Source organism: Cytobacillus solani (assembly GCF_006704205.1).
GTDB classification, from domain to species: Bacteria; Bacillota; Bacilli; order Bacillales; family Cytobacillaceae; genus Cytobacillus; species Cytobacillus solani.
Genome location: NZ_CP041305.1, coordinates 1,466,074 through 1,485,485, shown reverse-complemented (window position 1 = coordinate 1,485,485; position 19,412 = coordinate 1,466,074). Strand labels below are relative to the sequence as shown.

Annotated in this window: 21 protein-coding genes; 17 read left to right on the top strand and 4 right to left on the bottom strand. The window is 36.9% G+C overall.

What is annotated here, in order from left to right; genetic code table 11:
- Nucleotides 1-12 precede the first annotated feature (12 nt).
- The 10 genes from FI644_RS07450 (at nucleotide 13) to FI644_RS07410 (ending at nucleotide 7,668) form a co-directional block, all read left to right on the top strand.
- On the top strand, nucleotides 13-534 hold the full coding sequence (locus FI644_RS07450; RefSeq protein WP_231690152.1) for a Crp/Fnr family transcriptional regulator: 522 nt from the start codon (nucleotides 13-15) through the stop codon (nucleotides 532-534).
- Between the two features lies 1 nt (nucleotide 535).
- Complete coding sequence (locus FI644_RS26795; protein ID WP_321172075.1) at nucleotides 536-712, top strand: helix-turn-helix domain-containing protein; 177 nt, start codon at nucleotides 536-538, stop codon at nucleotides 710-712.
- An 18-nt stretch (nucleotides 713-730) separates the two neighbouring features.
- Complete coding sequence (locus FI644_RS07445; protein WP_142108203.1) at nucleotides 731-1,216, top strand: DMT family transporter; 486 nt, start codon at nucleotides 731-733, stop codon at nucleotides 1,214-1,216.
- 333 nt (nucleotides 1,217-1,549) lie between these two features.
- Nucleotides 1,550-2,164, top strand: coding sequence for a hypothetical protein (locus FI644_RS07440; RefSeq protein ID WP_075209068.1), 615 nt, complete (start codon nucleotides 1,550-1,552; stop codon nucleotides 2,162-2,164).
- Nucleotides 2,165-2,216: 52 nt separating this feature from the next.
- Complete coding sequence (locus tag FI644_RS07435; RefSeq protein WP_053477941.1) at nucleotides 2,217-2,918, top strand: response regulator transcription factor; 702 nt, start codon at nucleotides 2,217-2,219, stop codon at nucleotides 2,916-2,918.
- Nucleotides 2,915-3,892, top strand: coding sequence for a sensor histidine kinase (locus FI644_RS07430; RefSeq protein ID WP_053477940.1), 978 nt, complete (start codon nucleotides 2,915-2,917; stop codon nucleotides 3,890-3,892). The genes FI644_RS07435 and FI644_RS07430 overlap by 4 nt, the downstream gene beginning before the upstream one ends.
- A 178-nt stretch (nucleotides 3,893-4,070) precedes the next feature.
- Nucleotides 4,071-4,841: an ABC transporter ATP-binding protein gene (locus FI644_RS07425; protein ID WP_053477939.1), complete on the top strand. Its 771-nt coding sequence runs from the start codon at nucleotides 4,071-4,073 to the stop codon at nucleotides 4,839-4,841.
- The gene (locus FI644_RS07420; RefSeq protein WP_053477938.1) at nucleotides 4,816-6,726 is read left to right on the top strand and encodes an ABC transporter permease; all 1,911 of its coding nucleotides are present in this window, start codon (nucleotides 4,816-4,818) and stop codon (nucleotides 6,724-6,726) included. The genes FI644_RS07425 and FI644_RS07420 overlap by 26 nt, the downstream gene beginning before the upstream one ends.
- Before the next feature lie 200 nt (nucleotides 6,727-6,926).
- Nucleotides 6,927-7,436 carry a DUF6773 family protein gene (locus FI644_RS07415; RefSeq protein ID WP_053477937.1) on the top strand — a complete coding sequence of 170 codons (510 nt, stop codon included), beginning with the start codon at nucleotides 6,927-6,929 and terminating at the stop codon, nucleotides 7,434-7,436.
- A 25-nt stretch (nucleotides 7,437-7,461) separates the two neighbouring features.
- The gene (locus FI644_RS07410) at nucleotides 7,462-7,668 is read left to right on the top strand and encodes a helix-turn-helix transcriptional regulator (RefSeq protein WP_053477936.1); all 207 of its coding nucleotides are present in this window, start codon (nucleotides 7,462-7,464) and stop codon (nucleotides 7,666-7,668) included.
- A 56-nt stretch (nucleotides 7,669-7,724) separates the two neighbouring features.
- Here the strand turns inward: FI644_RS07410 and helD are convergent, their stop codons facing one another.
- Entirely contained in the window at nucleotides 7,725-9,989 is a 2,265-nt protein-coding gene (helD, locus tag FI644_RS07405) for an RNA polymerase recycling motor HelD (RefSeq protein WP_053477935.1), read from the bottom strand.
- Nucleotides 9,990-10,242: 253 nt separating this feature from the next.
- On the opposite strand from helD, the gene FI644_RS07400 reads away from it, so the two are divergent.
- The 5 genes from FI644_RS07400 (at nucleotide 10,243) to FI644_RS07380 (ending at nucleotide 13,290) form a co-directional block, all read left to right on the top strand.
- A complete protein-coding gene (locus tag FI644_RS07400; RefSeq protein WP_281176483.1) occupies nucleotides 10,243-10,587 on the top strand; it encodes a GntR family transcriptional regulator in 345 nt (114 codons plus the stop codon).
- Complete coding sequence (locus FI644_RS07395; RefSeq protein WP_053477933.1) at nucleotides 10,584-11,486, top strand: ATP-binding cassette domain-containing protein; 903 nt, start codon at nucleotides 10,584-10,586, stop codon at nucleotides 11,484-11,486. Before FI644_RS07400 ends, FI644_RS07395 begins: the two co-directional genes overlap by 4 nt.
- Entirely contained in the window at nucleotides 11,467-12,207 is a 741-nt protein-coding gene (locus tag FI644_RS07390) for a hypothetical protein (RefSeq protein ID WP_053477932.1), read from the top strand. Before FI644_RS07395 ends, FI644_RS07390 begins: the two co-directional genes overlap by 20 nt.
- Nucleotides 12,204-12,887 carry a hypothetical protein gene (locus FI644_RS07385; protein WP_053477931.1) on the top strand — a complete coding sequence of 228 codons (684 nt, stop codon included), beginning with the start codon at nucleotides 12,204-12,206 and terminating at the stop codon, nucleotides 12,885-12,887. Before FI644_RS07390 ends, FI644_RS07385 begins: the two co-directional genes overlap by 4 nt.
- A 76-nt stretch (nucleotides 12,888-12,963) precedes the next feature.
- Nucleotides 12,964-13,290: an ArsR/SmtB family transcription factor gene (locus FI644_RS07380; RefSeq protein WP_053477930.1), complete on the top strand. Its 327-nt coding sequence runs from the start codon at nucleotides 12,964-12,966 to the stop codon at nucleotides 13,288-13,290.
- Here the strand turns inward: FI644_RS07380 and FI644_RS07375 are convergent.
- The 3 genes from FI644_RS07375 to FI644_RS07365 all read right to left on the bottom strand — a co-directional run bounded on the left by FI644_RS07375 (nucleotide 13,287) and on the right by FI644_RS07365 (nucleotide 16,686).
- Nucleotides 13,287-14,210 (bottom strand): cation diffusion facilitator family transporter, encoded by a 924-nt coding sequence (locus tag FI644_RS07375; protein WP_053477929.1) that lies wholly within the window; start codon nucleotides 14,208-14,210, stop codon nucleotides 13,287-13,289. The two genes, FI644_RS07380 and FI644_RS07375, sit on opposite strands and share 4 nt — an antisense overlap.
- Nucleotides 14,211-14,388: 178 nt before the next feature.
- A complete protein-coding gene (locus tag FI644_RS07370; protein ID WP_053477928.1) occupies nucleotides 14,389-14,649 on the bottom strand; it encodes a YiaA/YiaB family inner membrane protein in 261 nt (86 codons plus the stop codon).
- Between the two features lie 186 nt (nucleotides 14,650-14,835).
- Complete coding sequence (locus FI644_RS07365; protein WP_053477927.1) at nucleotides 14,836-16,686, bottom strand: LTA synthase family protein; 1,851 nt, start codon at nucleotides 16,684-16,686, stop codon at nucleotides 14,836-14,838.
- A 221-nt stretch (nucleotides 16,687-16,907) separates the two neighbouring features.
- Between FI644_RS07365 and FI644_RS07360 the strand changes: the two genes are divergently transcribed.
- Together FI644_RS07360 and FI644_RS07355 are read left to right on the top strand one after the other, a co-directional pair.
- Nucleotides 16,908-17,819: a DUF4003 family protein gene (locus FI644_RS07360; RefSeq protein WP_053477926.1), complete on the top strand. Its 912-nt coding sequence runs from the start codon at nucleotides 16,908-16,910 to the stop codon at nucleotides 17,817-17,819.
- 399 nt (nucleotides 17,820-18,218) lie between these two features.
- Entirely contained in the window at nucleotides 18,219-19,391 is a 1,173-nt protein-coding gene (locus FI644_RS07355; RefSeq protein WP_379998211.1) for a carboxylate--amine ligase, read from the top strand.
- Nucleotides 19,392-19,412 lie beyond the last annotated feature (21 nt).

The following is a 19,412-nucleotide window of genomic DNA, read 5'->3' as shown; positions in this document are numbered from 1 at the left end:
AAGGAGAAAATTGTGAAGGAAATAATAGATAAAAATCAGTTATTAGAATGTCTAGAGCAGTTTGGGCTGAATCCAATTTTTTCAGAAGAAGTGAAAAGAAAAATGTCTCTCTATCACTTTCAGCAAGGAGAAATCTTATGTTTAAAGGGAGAAGAAATTCAGCATATGTATTTCCTTGTGAAGGGGAAGGTGAAAATTTTCACAACATCTCCAGAAGGTAAGACGTTAATTGTACGTTTCAAAACACCATTGGCTGTAATTGGGGATATAGAATATGTAAAAAGAACAGAGGTATTTAACACGGTTGAAGCTGTTAGTGAAGGGCTAGTTATTGGTGTTCATTTTGCCGAATTAAGAGGGATGGAAACGAATCAAATTGATTTCCTGAAATTTTTACTAGCAATTGTCACAGAAAAATTCTATACGGAATCACATGCCACAAGTTTAAACATGCTCTATCCAGTTGATATACGCCTTGCAAGCTACTTATTGTCTCTGTCAACAGAAAGAGAAGGATCTCTTTTTTTACAGTGAAATGCAAACATCAAATCTGATGGATATCGCAGATCTTATTGGTACAAGCTACCGTCACTTAAATCGAGTCATTCACAAACTAAGCAAGGAAGGGATTATACAACGAAAAAAAGGTTCGTTGTATATAAAGGATATACAGCGACTGAAGAAACTTGCTGATGGAAATATTTATGAATAAGGCAGGAGGCAGAGAAACATGAAAGGAATGTTGTTTGCTATAATGGCTGGTGTATTCATTAGCCTGCAGACGGTCTTTAATACAAGAGTAAGTGAAAAGGTTGGTATGTGGGCGACAACTACTTTAGTCTTGGGGTTAGGTTTATTTACATCTTTCCCAATTTTTATCATTATGGACGACACACAGCTGTTTTCTGTTGGAAATGTGAATAAGATCTATTTATTAGGTGGATTCCTTGGGGTAGGGGTTGTCTATTGTATAATGCAGGCGATTCGTATGCTCGGATCAGCTTATGCAATTTCCATTGTTCTAGTAGCTCAGCTTTTTATTGCAGTGCTTATTGATACATTTGGTTGGTTTGGATTTGAAACTATTTCATTTACAATAAACAAATTGGTCGGACTTACTTTAATGATTGCAGGCATCAGTGTGTTTAAACTGAAGAAAGTAATTGGGCAGCAAAAACATACTTCGAAAGTCTTTTTTAGAATAAAACCCATTTAAGAAAGCTGCCCATAAAGTAACTTGAGAGAATTAATCTAACATTTATACAAGTATTTACTATTGTAAAAAGAAAATCAAAAAGCTTAGGAATCTTAAGAAAATCTTAAGAGTTTTCTTAAGCTTTTTTTATATATTCTTCTTTATACTGAAAATAATCAAAAGTGAAACTTTAATGCCATTTTAAGCGTTTTTATTAATAATAAGACTCTAGTCCTAGATGAAGATAGAGCTCGCGATTGTTCTGCAAATAAGGGATTTATAGGAATATAGAATTAAGAATAGATACGTTAAAATTATATGAGAGCTTAGCAGCTGCTACAAGGGGGATTAGAAATGGAAGTGTATATCATTCTTACAGATACAGGGACATTATTCACTAAAATGATTAGAAGGTTTACGAAATACCCATTAAATCATGCTTCCATTTCCTTTACAAAAGAATTAGATACAACATATAGCTTTGGCAGAAAACGTGCAAACAACCCATTTATCGGTGGTTTTGTAAAGGAAGATATGAACGGGAAATTGTTCAGGAAAGCAAAATGTGCAGTTTACAAATGTTCTGTTTCAGAATTTGAATATAAACAGATGCTTAATGGAGTTAGACAAATCGAAGTTGAAAAGCAAGCGTATAAATATAATTTTATTGGTCTTTTTGGGGTTCTTTTAAATAAAAAAATTAATAGAAAAAAAGCTTTCTTTTGTTCGGAATTTGTGGCGACTATTTTAAATTCTGGCGGGATCGCAATTAGTAGTAAACACCCAAGCCTAGTAAAACCGAATGATTTAGCAAACTGTGAGAAATTCAGTTTAATATACGAGGGACAGCTTTTTTCCTACCTTTCACCTCAGGGCACCTCTATGAATAATGAAAGGGAGGTTACAGCTTCATTTCTAGAAAAAGCGAAATATATAGTTGGTTACAAATTCATCGGAGGTAGCTTTTAGGCTATCTTCTATTTTTTTGATACAATTTTAAAAGAAGAAAAGGGGAGTAGCGATGTTTAAAATATTTATCATTGAAGATGACAAGCAGCTTGTTAGCTTATTAGAAGAGCATCTGAATAAATTTGGCTATGATGTAAAGACTGTTGAAAACTTTGATGCTGTTCGATCGCAATTTGAACAATATGAGCCACACCTCGTTTTGCTGGATGTAAATTTGCCGAAATATGATGGCTATTATTGGTGCCGTCAAATCAGAAATCTATCTACTTGCCCCATCGTATTTATTTCTGCACGTGATAGTAAAATGGATCAAGTGATGGCACTGGAAAACGGAGGGGATGACTATATCACGAAACCGTTTGACTTTGAGATTGTTATTGCTAAAATTAATAGCCATCTTAGACGGGCATATGGTTCATATGCAACCTCTCAAAATGGCCGAACTATTACAGTGGGAGGCTTAAAGCTTGATGTAGAGCGAATGATTCTCACGTTCAATGATGAAAACATTGAACTGAGTCATACAGAGGCAAAAATTTTGGATGAATTAATGAAGAAATCAGAACGTGTTGTCAGCAGGGATCGATTATTAGAAAAAATTTGGGATGATCAGGCATTTGTTGACGATAATACATTGAACGTGTATATCACACGTGTTCGAAAAAAGTTAGATGCTTTACATATAAGTAATGCACTTCAAACCATTCGCGGCCAAGGGTATCGTTTCAATTCAAACTGGGGGCATGATGAATGAAGTTATTTTTCCGGGAACAAATGCCTCTCCTTCTTATTTATGTCATGCAATTATTCCTAATCTTACTTGTTTATTGGCTCGATGGTTATCGCAATATGGCAGTGAGTGTGTATGCTGCTGTACTGAGCCTCTGTCTACTTACAGGGTACCTTATTTATCGCTATATACGGAATAAAGGATTTTATCAGCGGTTAGAAAAAACGCTGACTTCGATAGACGAATTAGTGAATGAACCACAAGGAGCAGGTTCCCCACTGACTGAAGGTTTACAGCAGCTATTGAAAAATCAATATAGTCAGTATAAAAAAGACTTACATACTTATAAACATAGGCTGGAAGATCATATTCAGTTCATTAATCAGTGGGTTCACCAGATGAAGACACCGATTTCAGTTATTCATTTAATGATTCAGGAAGAGGACGACCCAAGGTTTAAGGCAATTGCTGATGAGATTGATCGCCTAAAGAAAGGCTTGGAAATGGTCTTATATATTGCGCGGCTCGAAACATTTGAACGAGATTTCTATGTAGAAACCCTCTATTTAGAATCCATTGTAAGATCGGTTACCTCAAACCAAAAACGTTTATTTATTCGCAAGCGTATTTTTCCATCCATTCAAATAGATGTTCATTCAACAATCGTCTCGGATGAAAAATGGCTGTCATTTGTAATAACACAATTGATTACGAATGCGATCCGCTATACGGTGGAGGAAAATCGAAAGGTATACTTTAGAGAGTACAGTCGAGGCAAAAATAGGATATTGGAAATACAAGATGAAGGTGTTGGAATTCCAAGTAGTGACATTCTCCGTGTGTTTGATCCGTATTTTACTGGAGAAAACGGGAGGAACTTTCAGGAATCAACCGGAATGGGGCTGTACTTGGCAAAACAAATCTGTGAAAAACTCGGCCACCAAATCGAAATTGAATCAAAAGTTAATCATGGGACTACTGTACGCATCATCTTCTAGTGTCTTTTCGCGATGCCCAGCACCGCGTGAAGGCACTTTTTTCATTTATGTATGCTGGGGTGGACAATTAAGGATTAGCTACCTTACAAGTCTGTAAGCTAACTGTAAGTTAGCCACATAGCACGAGCTACAGTTTTCAAGATACAATGATGCTACAAATGAACAGGGAGTGAACGGTATGTCGGTACTAGACGTAAGACATATAGAAAAAATCTATGAAGGAAAAGTGGCTCATAAAGCACTTAACAATATAAATTTCACCATTGAAAAAGGGGAGTTTGTCGGGATTATGGGCCCGTCCGGGAGCGGGAAAACCACCCTTTTAAATTTAATAGCAACGATTGACCGTCCAACATCGGGAGAGATATTTATTGGAGGCAAAAATCCGCACGTGCTCAATCGAAAAGAAACAGCTTTATTCAGAAGACGTGAGCTTGGTTTTGTCTTCCAGCATTTTAACCTGCTTGATACATTAACGGTGGAGGAAAATATTGTTCTTCCCCTTACACTTGATGGTGTAAGTGTTCGAGAGATGGAAGCTAGACTTCAGCAAGTTGCAAAAAAACTAGGGATTGATCAAATTCTGAAAAAGCGGACATACGAAATCTCTGGTGGGCAAATGCAGCGAACAGCGATAGCGAGATCGATTATTCATAAACCTTCACTCATTTTAGCTGATGAACCAACTGGAAATTTGGATTCAAAAGCATCAAAGGATGTTATGGAGACGATGACAGCGTTGAATGAGGAAGATGGGGCGACTGTTTTAATGGTTACTCACGATGCTGTTGCTGCGAGCTTTTGTCATCGAGTCATCTTTATTAAAGATGGAGAATTATATAATGAAATCTACCGCGGGGATAACCGTCAGGCTTTCTTCCAAAAAATTATTGATATGCTCGCATTGTTAGGAGGGGATAGTCATGACCTTTCCACAGTTCGTCTTTAGAAACGTCATCCGTAATAAGCGGACATATGCGGCGTATTTTTTAAGCAGTGCCTTCTCCGTGCTCATTTTCTTTGTCTATGCACTTTTTATCTTTCACCCTGATATTAAAAATGGGGTGACTGCCTCGCTTGCTGTACAGCTTATGGTAGCGGCAGAAGTGATTATGTATGTTTTTTCCTTTTTATTTGTATTATATTCTGTTAGCACATTTCTAAAATCGCGAAAGCGTGAATTTGGGATATTAATGATGCATGGTATGACGAGAAGTCAATTAAATCGCATGGTGTTTTTGGAAAATATGCTTATTGGGATCGCATCTATTCTAACAGGGATAGGTATTGGAATAATCACGGGGAAGCTTTTTTTAATGATTGGTTCGAGAATGATTGGAATTGAACCACTGCCGTTCATTCTATCAACAAAGGTATTAATCATAACAATAAGCGCTTTTTTAATTTTATTCTTCTGCATATCCTTATTTACAGCTATCCTTGTCCGAGTGAATAAATTAATCGATTTATTTCAGGCAGGAGAAAAGCCGAAAAAGGATCCGAAAACATCGGTATTCCTTTCAGTGGTTTCAGCCGTGCTGCTGCTAGTCAGCTATTATTTAGCTGCAACAGCAACGGTGTATTCATTATTGTTTCGCATGCTGCCTGTCATTGGCATGACAATAATCGGAACCTACTTCTTCTTCACCCAGCTATCAGTTTTTATGACGAAATTAGTGCAGAAAAATCGATTGCTGTTTTGGAATAAAACAAATATAATTACGATTTCTAGTCTGGCCTATCGTTTGAAGGATAATGCCAGGATGTTTTTTTTGGTTACTATTGTTTCGACAGTAGCATTTTGTGCCGTTGGGACACTTGCTTCAATGAATGTGCTGAATGAGCAAATTGATACTGAGTATCCTGCGGAAATCAGTTATATTGCGATGGATGAGGAGCCGCTTCATCAAAGGAATTTAGAACAAATAGAGTCAGAGTTAAAAGAGAAACAACTGAGCTATCACAAGAATCAAGTGCCAATAAAAATAGTTGAAATAGCATCTTCATCTTCAGAAGCTCTATATCCACCTGAAGAACTGGCTGTCATTTCTTTCTCTAATTATAAAAAAATTGCAGAGGCAGCAGGATATGTTTTTACCGAAAAACCTCTAGCAGAGCAAGATGCACTGGAAATGAAGTCATCATCCCTCGGAAATTCCAATTTTTTATCTTTTATATTAAAACAGGAAGATATAAAGCTGGAGCCTGAAAGCTCAACAGAGCATGTTGTATTGCCTTGGCAGCTTGTTTATGATGAAGGAATGGTCGTAAGCGATCCATTATATGAAAAACTTACACCAGTAAGTACAGAGTTATTTACCGGATTTTATATAGAGGATATTGAGAAAACGTTAGGTATTGCAAACAATTTAGTGAAAGATGGAGTTGCCTTTCCTTCTGATGATAGTTCCTATTCGATGACAGTCAGCGGTACCTTATTAAATATACAAATGAGCATGTTTAAGATGATGTTATTTGTTGCCTTATTAATAGGCGCAGTCTTCTTTATCACAGCAGGGAGCTTCCTTTACTTCCGTCTCTATGCGGATTTAGATTATGACCGCCGTCAATATTTAACCATCAAGAAAATAGGCTTAACCGACCAAGAATTGAATAAGATTGTGACTCGCCAGTTAGCATTGCTATTCTTTGTTCCTATTGTGGTTGCCTTTATTCATAGCGGATTTGCGTTTATGGCTTTGCAAAGCTACTTTACATTATCGATTGCAGGAGAGGTAGTCATTGTTCTTGCCAGCTTTCTTGCTGCACAGATTGTTTATTTCTTCTTTATTCGCTATAACTATTTGCGTAATTTAAAGAAATCGTTAATTTAAATAGAATCACCTCAGCCCATGTGGAAGATACGAAGGAAAAAATAATTTAGAGTCTATTTTGTTTTTTAAACAAAATAGACTCTTTTTATGTTGGATAGATAATGCAATTTATATAAATTAAAATGTAATATATATGTTGCATTTTGTAATTAATAATATATAATAGGATATATAGGAAGTTGTTAAGGGAGTGAATGAGCATGAAATGGCTAAGTAAAAGACAGAAAATAGCTGACGAACGAATGATCAATATGCAAAACAAAATCTATAAGGAAATTTACACGATTGTGATGATACTTTGTTTAATTTCAATTGTTACTAAGTATTATCTGTATGGGATAGATGCAAAGATAGTTACCACTGAATTAATCATTTTATTCGTGTCTGGCATTTACTATACGGTTCGTGCAGCAAGCATAGGAATTTTTTCGGATGAAGTGGAGCTTCATGATCGAAACAGCAAAGTCCCTATGAGTTCAAAAAATGTGTATATTGGTTTGGGATTAGGTGTAATTATAGGTTTATTTTTTGGGATTCGAAGTGCAATAGTATATGGAAGTGGTTTATTGAACAGCATCTTTTATTTTGTCATCGTATTTTTTGCCACACTAATGATCTATCTTCCGCTCTTTTTAGTATTATTTGCTGGCGGCTTTTCCGTTGCCAAGAAGGCTAGTATAAAAGCAACTGAAAAGGATTTAGACGAATGACAGTCTAAAAAGGCGGGGGGAAGCAATGAAAAACATAAAATTAAAGGTAGCACGTGTTGCAAAAGATTTATCACAGGATGATTTAGCCAAGATTGTAGGGGTTTCAAGACAAACAATTGGGCTAATTGAGCAAGGGAAGTATAATCCAAGCTTGAATTTATGTGTGGCTATTTGTAAGGCACTGTCAAAAACATTGGATGATTTATTTTGGGAAGAGGATGAAGAAGAATAGGAAAAGCGCCTGCTACTAAAAATATAGAGTGGCAGGCACTTTTACTTAAGGAAAAACTAAATTATGAAGTCTTCCTTTCGTTCACCGTAAAAGTACAAGCGATGCAAAGGCCTTGTCATTGCTACATAAAGCAGCTTGATATCTAGTTCTGACTCACTTGAAAATGTCTCATCTACACAGACGATCATAACCGCATCAAATTCCAAGCCTTTGGCTAAAAAGGATGGAACAATCACCATTTCATCTTTAGGGATTTTTTCTTGCTCTTCCAGTAATTTAACAGACTCATGGGAATGTTCTTTGAAAAGGCTGTAAAGGAGCCGGCAGTCTTTCATTGTTTTCCCGATGACTGCGATCGTTTTATAATTTTCTTTTTTTAAATGGGTCACTTGTTGTTCAATTTGGCTGACGAGTTCTTTTCCGTTTTTTCTTTTAATAAACTTTGGGCTTTCCCCGTGTCTGACAACTGGTTCTACAACAGGGAAAGAGTAGGGGAGCAGCCGCAGAAGCTCGTTTGCCTTTTCCATAATTTCAACAGTCGTACGATAGCTTTTTTGCAGTTCTGTATATGTTGCCCGCGGAAAAATATTATTCACTACCTCTTCCCATGATGTCAGTCCTCGATAGGAATGAATTCCCTGTGCAAGATCGCCTACAAGTGTAAACATGTCTGTATCAAGTGCTTTTTTCAGAGAGAGCAGCTCCATAAAGCTGTAGTCCTGTGCTTCATCAATGACGATATTTTTCGCTTTCAGTTCCTTTGGTATTCCGAAGAGGTGTACCTGTAAATACAGCAAAAGAGCAAGATCTTCTCTCTCGAACTGTTTTTTTGCAAAAAGCTGTCTATTATATTGGCAGAGATTCTGGGTTTCTTGTTCAGAGAGCTGACCTTCTGCCCAATGGTAAAGCTGCTTCGGATCATTGAACAAAGAATGATAGTATTGAATTAACGTCCTTTTTGGAAACTGCTTCATATAAGTAGAAACGGCACTTCTAATGGCCTTTTTTATTTCTGCAAGTCTTAAGGCCTTTTTATCAAGTGCATCAGATACATATTGCCTTCTTTTGTCTGGATCTTTCCCTCGATAGATTGCCCGTTCAATCCGGTCATCGTAATACGTTTCGATTTTATCTATCATGTTTTTCTTTTTCTTAGCGAGATCATTCTGTAGGACAGCTTTCAGCTTTTCCAATCTTCTATATAAAGGAAGATAATTATAGTCATCCTTAAAAAGTTGGATGAATTTTTTGTAGCTGAAGAGCCGAAATTTATCGACAGTAAAATCCTTTGAAGGATAAAAGGATTCATAAATACTAGTAATATAGTTAGTTAATATTCGATGAAAGACAGGGGAGCCTTTTATGGAGGATGCCCATGCTGCGATTTCCGTTTCGCTGTGATTTGAGTTTTCCAAAAGGCGTACAAGCTTGTCATCATCTTGAATGTTCAGCTTTTGGGCAATGCATGCCTGTATATAGTCTTGTAGAGTCGTTTGCCTGACTTTCTCAACGCCTAATTCCGGCAGTGCCTCTGATATGTAGTCAATGAAGAGGCGGCTTGGCGCCAAAATCATCAGCTGTTCAGGAGCAAAGTTTTCTTTATATTGATAAATGAAATAACTAATTCGGTGCAAAGCAATCGTTGTTTTCCCGCTTCCAGCAGCACCCTGTACAATAATTGGGCGATTTAAGTCAGCCCGAATTATTTTATTCTGCTCCTCCTGGATTGTGGAGATAATTTCTGTAAGTCGGTTGCTTGAGCTTTTTGAAAGTGATTCCTGCAGAAGCTCATCGGTTGTTGTTAGATCAATATCACGAATTTCATCAAGCTGCCCATCCTCAATCATGAACTGACGTTTTAGGGATAAATAGCCATTAAAGCTTTCCTCATATGATTCGTAATGAACTTCACCAAGCCGTCCTTCATAATACAGATTGGCAATCGGCGATCGCCAATCCACAATAATTTGTTCTTGATTCTCCCTCGAATATAAAGACGTTTTTCCAATGTATAAGCTTTCTTTCTCTTCCAAGCCTTCACGTAAGAGATCAAGTCTTGCAAAATATGGCTTCCTTCTCGCAACCTTTAAATTTTTCAATTCTTCACGGGACATTTCAAAAAATCGTGCATTGGTTAAAAGGGATAAATAGCTCATGCTGGATTCGAGCGCATCCGTATCTTGAAAAGCTTCTTTCATATTTTCTAGAAATTGGTCCTTGCTCGTTTCAGCCGTCTTAATAACGACATCAATATACTTCTTTGTAAAGTCTAGACGTTGAACTTCATGTTGAAAATCGGGGTGCTGTTGTTGAAATGACATTTGAATCTCCTTTCCATTTACAAATTCAGCCGCAATGGAGAAAAACATAGGAGCGTGAGTGACAAGGAATTTATATTATCAGAAAAATCAGTTGGATGCAATACCAATCATCTCGCAATAGTAGCACCTAATATTTTGAGTGGGGAACTTGAATATTCTAGAAATATAATATATACTACATTACAACAGTAATGCACTATATCGGAAGGGGGCGATCTCTATTCTTAATACGGATGGAACGAAGCCTATTTATGTGCAAATCGCAGAATGGATTGAAACAGAGATTATGAAAGGCCACTTTGAAAGTGACCAAAAGGTGTATTCCCAATACCAGTTAGCGGAAATGTATACGATAAATCCTGCCACAGCAGCAAAGGGACTTAACTTGCTTGCTGATGAAGGCATCCTATTTAAAAAGCGGGGGCTTGGGATGTTTGTTTCAGTAAATGCGAAAGAAATGATAATAAACAAACGGAAGAACCAAACATTGAAGCGATTAGTACAAGAAGTGGTTTTAGAGGCTGCTCGTTTGCAAATGAGTGAAGATGAATTAATTGAAATGATAAAGGCCGTTCAAAACGAGGAGGGGGAGCAATGAAGGTTATTGAGTGTAAAGATTTAACGAAAGCCTATATAGGGAAAAATGCCTTAAATCAACTTTCCTTTTCTATTGAAGAAAATAAAATTACAGGACTGGTTGGACGAAATGGGGCAGGGAAAACAACATTGTTGAAAATAATAGGAGGTTTCCTCAAAGAAACCTCTGGGACGATCCAAGTTTTTTCAGAAAGGCCATTTAATAGCCTAAATGTGTCTGCACACTCCATTTTTGTCGATGATAAAATGAGCTTTCCACCAGCATTGCAGCTATACGAATTATTAGAAGCTGCGGGTAGTTTCTATCCAAATTGGGATATGGATTTGGCGGAACGCCTATTTGATTACTTTTCCTTTGATCGAAAGGCTTATCATCAGCGGCTTTCTAAGGGGAAAACGAGTACTTTCAATATGATTGTTGGCTTAGCAGCAAGATGTCCGTTAACGATTTTTGATGAGCCGACAACAGGTATGGATGCAGTAGTTAGAAAGGACTTTTACCGAGCGCTGCTCAAGGATTATCTGGCTTTTCCACGTACAATTATACTTTCTAGTCATCATTTAGATGAAATAGAAGATTTACTGGAAGATATTCTTCTGATAAACGATGGCAAAAAACATTTGCATATGCCAATGGAAGAACTGAAAGAATGGGCGATTGGTATAAAAGGCGCAACTGCAACTGTTCTTGAATGGTCGGATAAAAAAGAGCTGATTTACAAGAATCAAATAGGTGCAGATACGTTGTACGCAGTGGTGAAAAATGATTTCGATGAGCCTTCACTTATGAAAGCTAGTCTTGCAGGATTAAAGATTACCTCTGTTTCCGCAAGTGATCTATGTGTCTACTTAACCAGTGAATCGAAAGGAGGAATTGACAATGTCTTTAGTGATCGCTAATTTAGTGGATATTGTAAAAAAACAGTATCTTTTTAAACTAAAAGCAAATATCGACTCTTTCAGTTCACTTATATGGATTCAATTATTAGCTTTGCTATTTTCTTTAGGCGGTGTTGGTTCAACGCTTGCCTCCTCAGGCTATCTTAGTATTGAAGTTAAGTATTATTCCGCAGACTTAGTTATTGCTTTTACAATGATTTGGGCTTTCGTAACAGCCATTATAATTACTACAAAGCCTTATCGAAATCAAGATTTTACTTATGTGACAAATCGTTTAAGCAGTAGCCTTGCAAATATAATATTTTTACTAACAGCTAGTATCATTGGTGGAATTACTGCTATGCTTGCAAACAACCTGCTGAAAATTATTGCTTATTTTATTTTTAATGAGCAGTTATACAGCTTTCAGAGCGGATTTAGGGAACTTGCGCTTGGGATAAGTATGACCATTTTATATGTATTCTGCATAAGTGCATTCGGCTATTTAGTAGGAACGTTAGTTCAAGTCAGTAAACTATTTATCCTTTTCGTTCCTGTTTTATTCTTTGGTACTATTCTGCTTAAAACGAGTGTTCAAAAGGAGCCATTCTTAACAAGTATCTTTAAATTCTACTTTTTTGAGCCATCCCTTCTTTTATTGCTTTTAAAGATATTATTGACCAGTTGTTTATTCTTTTTTACTTCCATTGCTATTTTGAATCGGATGGAGGTTAGAAGATGAGTAGTATCATTCCTATATTACTGGTTGCACTTGCTATTGCATTCCTATCAATTAATAAGCGCAAAAAGTTTGTTACTGTGAAAATAACTCATTGGCTTCTTTTTACTTATGTGGGTGTGCTGCTTCTTTCAATGGCTGCTGCACCATTTGTTGCAGATGGAAAATTACATGCTCGAGAAACCGTCAGTGAAAAGGAGATCAGTCAAGCGGATAATCAACTTCATAAAGCACTTAGAGCGGGAAGGATTGAAGACATTGATGAGAAGTACCTAGTCAATCAAAAGAACTTTGACAATTATCAAGGGAAGACACTTGAAATTGATACAATCTATGGGAACGTTCCTGAACTACATGTGGAGAGAAAACAAGTGGATGACGGAAAAATAGAGGTTTTCTGTTTTGCTGGTGCACTGACAATTGATACACTTGATTTCACCGATATGGCTGGTGAACCACTCAGCTATGTGCTAGAGAATAATATCTTAACGATTAAACCACCGAAAGAGAGAGAAGTTAAAGTTTCCATAGTGAAAAATGAATTTACGATCAATCAATTTACTGGTGCTAGGGAAAAAGGAAGCCATATTATAGTGAACAGTCCATATTTGTACATGCGTATTCCGAAAAACCTGGAATTAATTGAAGGAACAGAAATGTCCGTAATCTTTGTTGGCGAATAATATAAAAAAATCATGGGTTTTACATAAGCCCATGATTTTTTCCTCTTCAAGTATTGTTATAATAGGGATAGGGAGGATGATTCATTTGGAAAAAGATCAGCATTTTCATTTAAAAGAACTTGATGAAGAAACTCTTTTCATAGTTTCACAAACGTTTAAGGCATTATCAGATCCAACAAGGATTCGCATTTTGCATTTGTTATTTGAGGGCGAGCATTCCGTGAACGATATTGCTGAAAAACTGTCCTTGCTGCAGTCAACTGTCTCCCATCAGCTTCGTTTTCTAAAAAACTTACGTTTAGTTAAATTTAGAAGAGAAGGAACTTCCCTATTCTATTCATGTGATGACGAGCATGTAATGGATATTTTAAGACAAACGATCGAGCATGCGAATCATCATTAATTGCAGCTTCCATGATGATTCGGGCAGCCATGCTCTATTTTTTCAATCTGAATCGTACTATGTTCAATCTCAAAATCATCATGGAGAATGGATTGTGCATGGTGGAGAATGGTATCGTGAACACCTTCTCCCTCGATAACCATATGGCAGCTTAGCATCGGCATGCCTGAAGTAATCGACCATATGTGCATATCATGCACCTCTGCTACTTCTGGGATCTTTAATAAAGATGATTTCACTTTGTCCATCTCAAGGTTTGCTGGTGTTCCTTCCATTAAAATATGGAAAGACTCTTTCATTACTCTCCATCCGCTGATTAAGATGAGTATTGCAACAATGACACTTGCGATCGGGTCCGCAATTCCCCAGCCAAAGAAAATCATCAGCAAAGCGGCAATAATTGCTCCTACTGAGCCAAGCATATCGCCGATTACGTGAAGGAAAGCACTGCGAACATTTAGATTCTCATCTTTATCCCCACGCATTAAAATCCATGCTGCAATAATATTAACTAGTAAACCAATGCTTGAAATAATCAGCATTCCTCCGCTAAGCACTTCAGGCGGATTCCAAAAACGCTGGTATGCTTCATAGAAAATATAAACGGAGATCACAATGAGTGTAAGCCCATTTAATGCTGCAGCAATAATTTCAAACCGTTTGTATCCGTATGTTTTTGAGGCAGAAGCTTTTCTTTCTCCAAGCTTAATTGCGAACAAGCTCAAACCTAATGCGGCAGCATCGCTAAGCATATGGCCTGCATCTGAAAGAAGTGCGAGACTATTTGTTAATAAGCCCCCAACAACTTCAACAATCATGAAAGATGCAATGAGTAGAAAAGACAAAAATAAAGCTTTTTTATTTCCTGTATGACCGTGTGAGTGATTATGACCATGTGAATGACCGTGGTGATGTCCCATAATTGATGCCTCCTATTTTATTATATGAATATATGCTCATATATATATATTATGATATAAATTAGCAAATTGTTCAACAATTAAATTAAATTTAAATGAAATTAAGTACTTAGTTTTATCCAATGTTTAAAAAAATATAAAAAAGGAAGACACATGGGTTTGTGTCTTCCTTACGTAATTAATCAATTTTATTAAGGTTTTGCTTTCTTTCTTGCTCTGCAATGATTTCATTGTCTTCAGCGTTATCTCTTGTAACCTTTTGAGTAAGAATCGCTCCAACTGCAACTAGAATCATAACAGCAATGTAATAACCTTTTTCGTTCAGTTGAAGATTATCGGCATTGTATAGACCGATGGAAAATAGAAACACGCCTGCAAAAAACGTAAAGTAGGCTAATACGGTGAATGCAGTTGTATTTCTTCTTCGATATCTTTGCATTCGAATGACCTCCTTATGAATATGATAATCTATTTGTTTTTATAAAGCATAATTTGTTAGAAAGATAAAGTAGCTGTTAATGAAGGAAACTGTAATGATTATACCATATTTTTACTTGTTTGGAAGTGGGCATTCGGTCATAAAAAAATAAATGCAGCCTCCAGATAGAGACTGCATACGGGGTGTTTATTTCTTCTCTTGTTCTTTTCTAATAAAGTCTGAATACTGCATAATTTGTAATGTGTTATCAATATATTTTTGCATATTCTTCGTGTTCTTCGTTTTCTTCATCGTTTCCCGATTATATAATAACGCAGGAAGTTTAGCACTTGGTGCTGTGTATAAAGTGTTATTACTGATAAATGAACCGCCTGGCATGTAATAGCGCATTCCGAGCAGATTTTTTTTGTATTGAAAAAGATTATGGCCAATCATTTGCGAATCATGCTCTATTCCAAGCAGGTTTAATAACGTAGGCATAAGGTCAATTTGGCCGCCTAATTGGGAATGTGTTTCCCCGTTAAAGATTCCGGGTGCGTTAAATATAACAGGGACAACAAAACGGTCATGTAAATTGTAATCATGCCCAAGCATTTCTTTTAAAAGCTGTTCATCCTTCTCTGTCACTGGTGCCCCATGTAAGCCTGAGTGATCCCCGTAAATGAGGATGAGTGATTGATCATATATGCCCAGTTCCTTCAATGATTGAATAAACTTCCCAATCTGTTCATCAGTATACCGAACGGATTGGAGATAATTCCCAACATACGTATCCTTATATGAATCTGGCAAGTTAAGATATTCGTATTCATCTGGCATTTCAAAAGGGGTGTGGCTTGTTAATGTAATAATATTTGAGTACATGCGCGGATGATTTTCCATTTGACCTGGAAGCTGCTTTTCTACATAACTAAACAATACTTCGTCGGCTGGTCCAAACCCAATTTCATTCTTGTTGGGAATATCTTCGCTTGTATATACATAGTCAAATCCAAGAGCAGGATATAACTTATCTCGGCTCCAATATGTAATATCATCAGCATGATAAGTAGATGTTCCATATCCATTACGTTCCAATGTACGTACAAGGGAAGGGATATCACTGCCATCAATGACATTTACTGTTGGATCCATTCCCTCAGGGTAAAGGGAAGTGTGCATAATCCATTCAGCATCTGACGTATTCCCAGCCCCGATCTGCTGATAAACATGATCAAAATAGGCACTGTCCTTAAGAAGTTTATTTAAATTTGGTGTTATTTCTTGCCCTTTAATCGATTTGTTTATAACAAATTCCTGCAAGGACTCTACCTGAATTGTAAATACATGGCGATCTTTAGCAAGGCCGAATGTTTCATGTTCGGAGGGAGGAAGAAAAACATTTCCCTTTAATTTTTCTAATTCCTTATCGGATAAATGGTCATTCTTTGCAAGGGCAGTACCAATTCCACGTTCATATAATTGAACAAATTGGGATTGAATATAACCATGCTTCTTGGCAAAGTAAGAAACATCCACTAATGGATAGAAAAACGCAATTACTGTAGTAACTAGTCCTGCGCAGCTAAAGGCAATAGCCCATTTTTTAGCTGATTGAAAGGAAAGCGGATCAGACATTTTAGTAAAATACCAAATTAGCGGCAGAATTAGCACAACATCTAAGAAAAATAGAAAGTCATATGGGCTGCCAAGCAATGCGACTGTTCCTCCTACAGAATTGGATTGGTATATTTGTTTAACATCATAATAGGAAGGAACGGTTGAAAAATACCTTGTGTAATACATAATAACGATAAAAAGTGCAGATAAGCATAGATTAAATAGCCAGATTGAAAGCCATTTCCGCTTTTTGAAAATAAGAAGAAGACCAGTTACCATGAGTGCCCACATGGGAAATTCAATGAGAACAATATGGAAAATAGACTTGTTATCAAAAATGACCATTTGAAATGCCGTAATTTTGATAAATAGCACAAGCATAATGAGTATAAAAGGATAGGAAATATGTTTTTTTAGATTCAAATCCCACTTTTGCATACAAAAGCACCTCTAACTAAATAATTCAATTTTCTTTAAACCTTGCAAACAAAAGTATACATGTAAGTATATTTATTTGCTATGCAATTTATAAATGTCTGAGAAATAATGGGTTTCAACCTTTAAGACGAAAATGTATAACAGAAAGATTCAAAATATGGGAACTTTTTTTCTGATTTTTCGTAAATGAAAATAATAGAGAAGGATCGGAGTGATGGATATTGGAGAAAAAATTACTTGTAGAGAATGTGGAAGTACTGCGTCGAGCAGCAGGAAATTGGATGGATCGCCGGCTTGTACTTATGACAGCTGCTCAATTTGCTGCAAAAGGACAAAAAATTGATGGACATGCTTTTATTAAAGTCTCTGATCTTGTGAAAAGCAGTACATCTATGTTTTCGCCGCTAAGAGGGATATATTTTCCAATGACTGGTCTAATTATGGCAAAGGATAGCCATCCAGAAGTGGAAATTAGCCGCTTACATCATAATTATCAAATATTACGAAAGGCAAATATGCGTTCATCTGCGTTCACATATATTGCTGCATATTTATTAGATGAAGAAATGGATGCAAGCCGGATCAGTGCGATATATGAAGAAATGAAAAAGCATCACCGTTTCCTTACTTCTTATGATGATTACCCGGCGGCTGTGATTATAGCCAAAAGGGATGGAAGGGTAAAAGAACTAATTGAGATTTCCGAGCGTTATTACCGAGGGCTGAACGAAAAGGGACTATGGAAGGGAAACAATCTGCAATTCTTGGCTAATATGCTTGTGATGTGTGGAGACTTTCAGCACGAATTAGTGAGAGACGTCATCTATACAAAAGAGGAACTTATCCGTCGCGGTCTAAAGGTGAAGGAAGTTCATTATCCTGCTCTTGGTGTCATTGCTCTTACAGGGAAAATTAAGGAAGCAGCAAGCCTTGCTGTCAAACTAGCAGAAATGAAGGAATTTAAATGGTATAAGGAGATGGCTATTACGGTAGCCGCAACCTTTGTATCACAGGATTACATTGATGCGTCTGCTGGACTGACAACAGCGATTCATGCGATGATTCAAGCACAGCAGGCATCGGCTGCAGCTGTGACTGCTGCGGCTACTGCGGCCGCCTCTTCAGGAAGTTAGGGCACATCCATAATGGGTGTGCTCTTTTTGAAAGATACGAAACTATAACTTTTTAGTTAGAGAATTGTCTAGCGCAAGCATCCTATCGCCTATCAAACTTCAGGTCTCCTCCGCAACGATTGCGTCAACATAGGTTCGCTCACGCTCACCGTGTTGCCTTTATCGAAAGGAAGAGCCCTTCCAGTTTGTACGGCGATGATCAAGGCGCTTCCGCTTTTATTTAAATTGAGCGAAAATGTAGTCAATTTTCTAACATGTGAAGATTGTATTTCAAACCATAAAATACCTGTGCTATTTGTTCGAAATTCCGTATTATCTCTTGCATGGTTACGTATTTCTGTGTCAATATCTATATATTGATGAATGTCGTTATAATAGATATTCGAGGAGATGAATAAGTTGAATAAAGCAGTTATTTTAGGGTGTAATTATTATATAGGTTTGAGTACCATCCGATGTTTGGGTGTGAATGGAATACATACAGTTGCAGTGGATTATGCTGGAGCTGATACATACGGGGCAGAATCGAAGTATTGTTCGGAGCAGCTGATTGCTCCTCATTATAAAAAAGAAACAAAAGCTTTCGTGCAATTTTTAAAGGAATATGCGAGCAAGGAAAATGAAAAGCCAGTTCTTATCCCTTGTCATGATTCATATGTAGAAGTAATCGATGAGTACTTAGATGAACTGAAAGAAAGCTATCTAATTCCTCAAACGAAGAAAGGCTTGTATTCGCAAGTTATGAATAAGGAAGCCCTTCATGCACTAGCAATGGAAAAAGGAATGCTAGTACCAGAAACGGTTCGAGTGAATGAAGAGAACTTTTTTGAGAAAATCGATACGATCATTAAATATCCTTGTATTGTGAAGCCGACGGATTCCCCTACCTTTGTAGCCACTTTTAGGAGAAAGATATTTAAGGTTCATAATAAAGAGGAATTGGAAGAAGCTTTAGCAAAAGCAGAAAAAGCAGGCTTAGAAGTTATTGTTCAGCGGATTATTCCTGGTTTCGATGATCATATGTACACATTTGATGCGTATTTAAACCAAGATTCAAAGGTAACCCACTGGGTAACCTGTCAAAAGCATCGTCAATATCCAATCAATTTTGGTGCCTCTGTCTATACAGAGCAAAAATATGTTCCTGAGCTTTATGAAATCGGAGCAAAATTTTTAGAGGAAATTGGGTTTAAAGGATTTGCTGAAATTGAGTTTAAGAAAGACGCGGATACAGGGAAGTATTATTTAATCGAAATTAATGCGAGAATTACAAACCTAAACAATCTGTTGTATAAGGTTGGTGTTAATTTTCCTTATATTACCTACCGCGAATTAACAGGTTCTCCACTTCCACCAAAAGCAGTGAAAGAAGATAAAAATCGTGTATTTTGGTACGCTTATGAGGATATGTTAGCGATAAAGGGTTATATTCGAACGGGTCAATTGACAAAAGGCGAAGTTTTTAAATCGCTTTTCAAGAAAAAAGCTTATGCCATCTGGGATTGGCAAGATCCGAAGCCTGGAATGATCTTTTTCAGGAAAACGGCTGGGAAGATGCTCAAAAGAAAATAATCGATAGATGCAGAAAAGAGG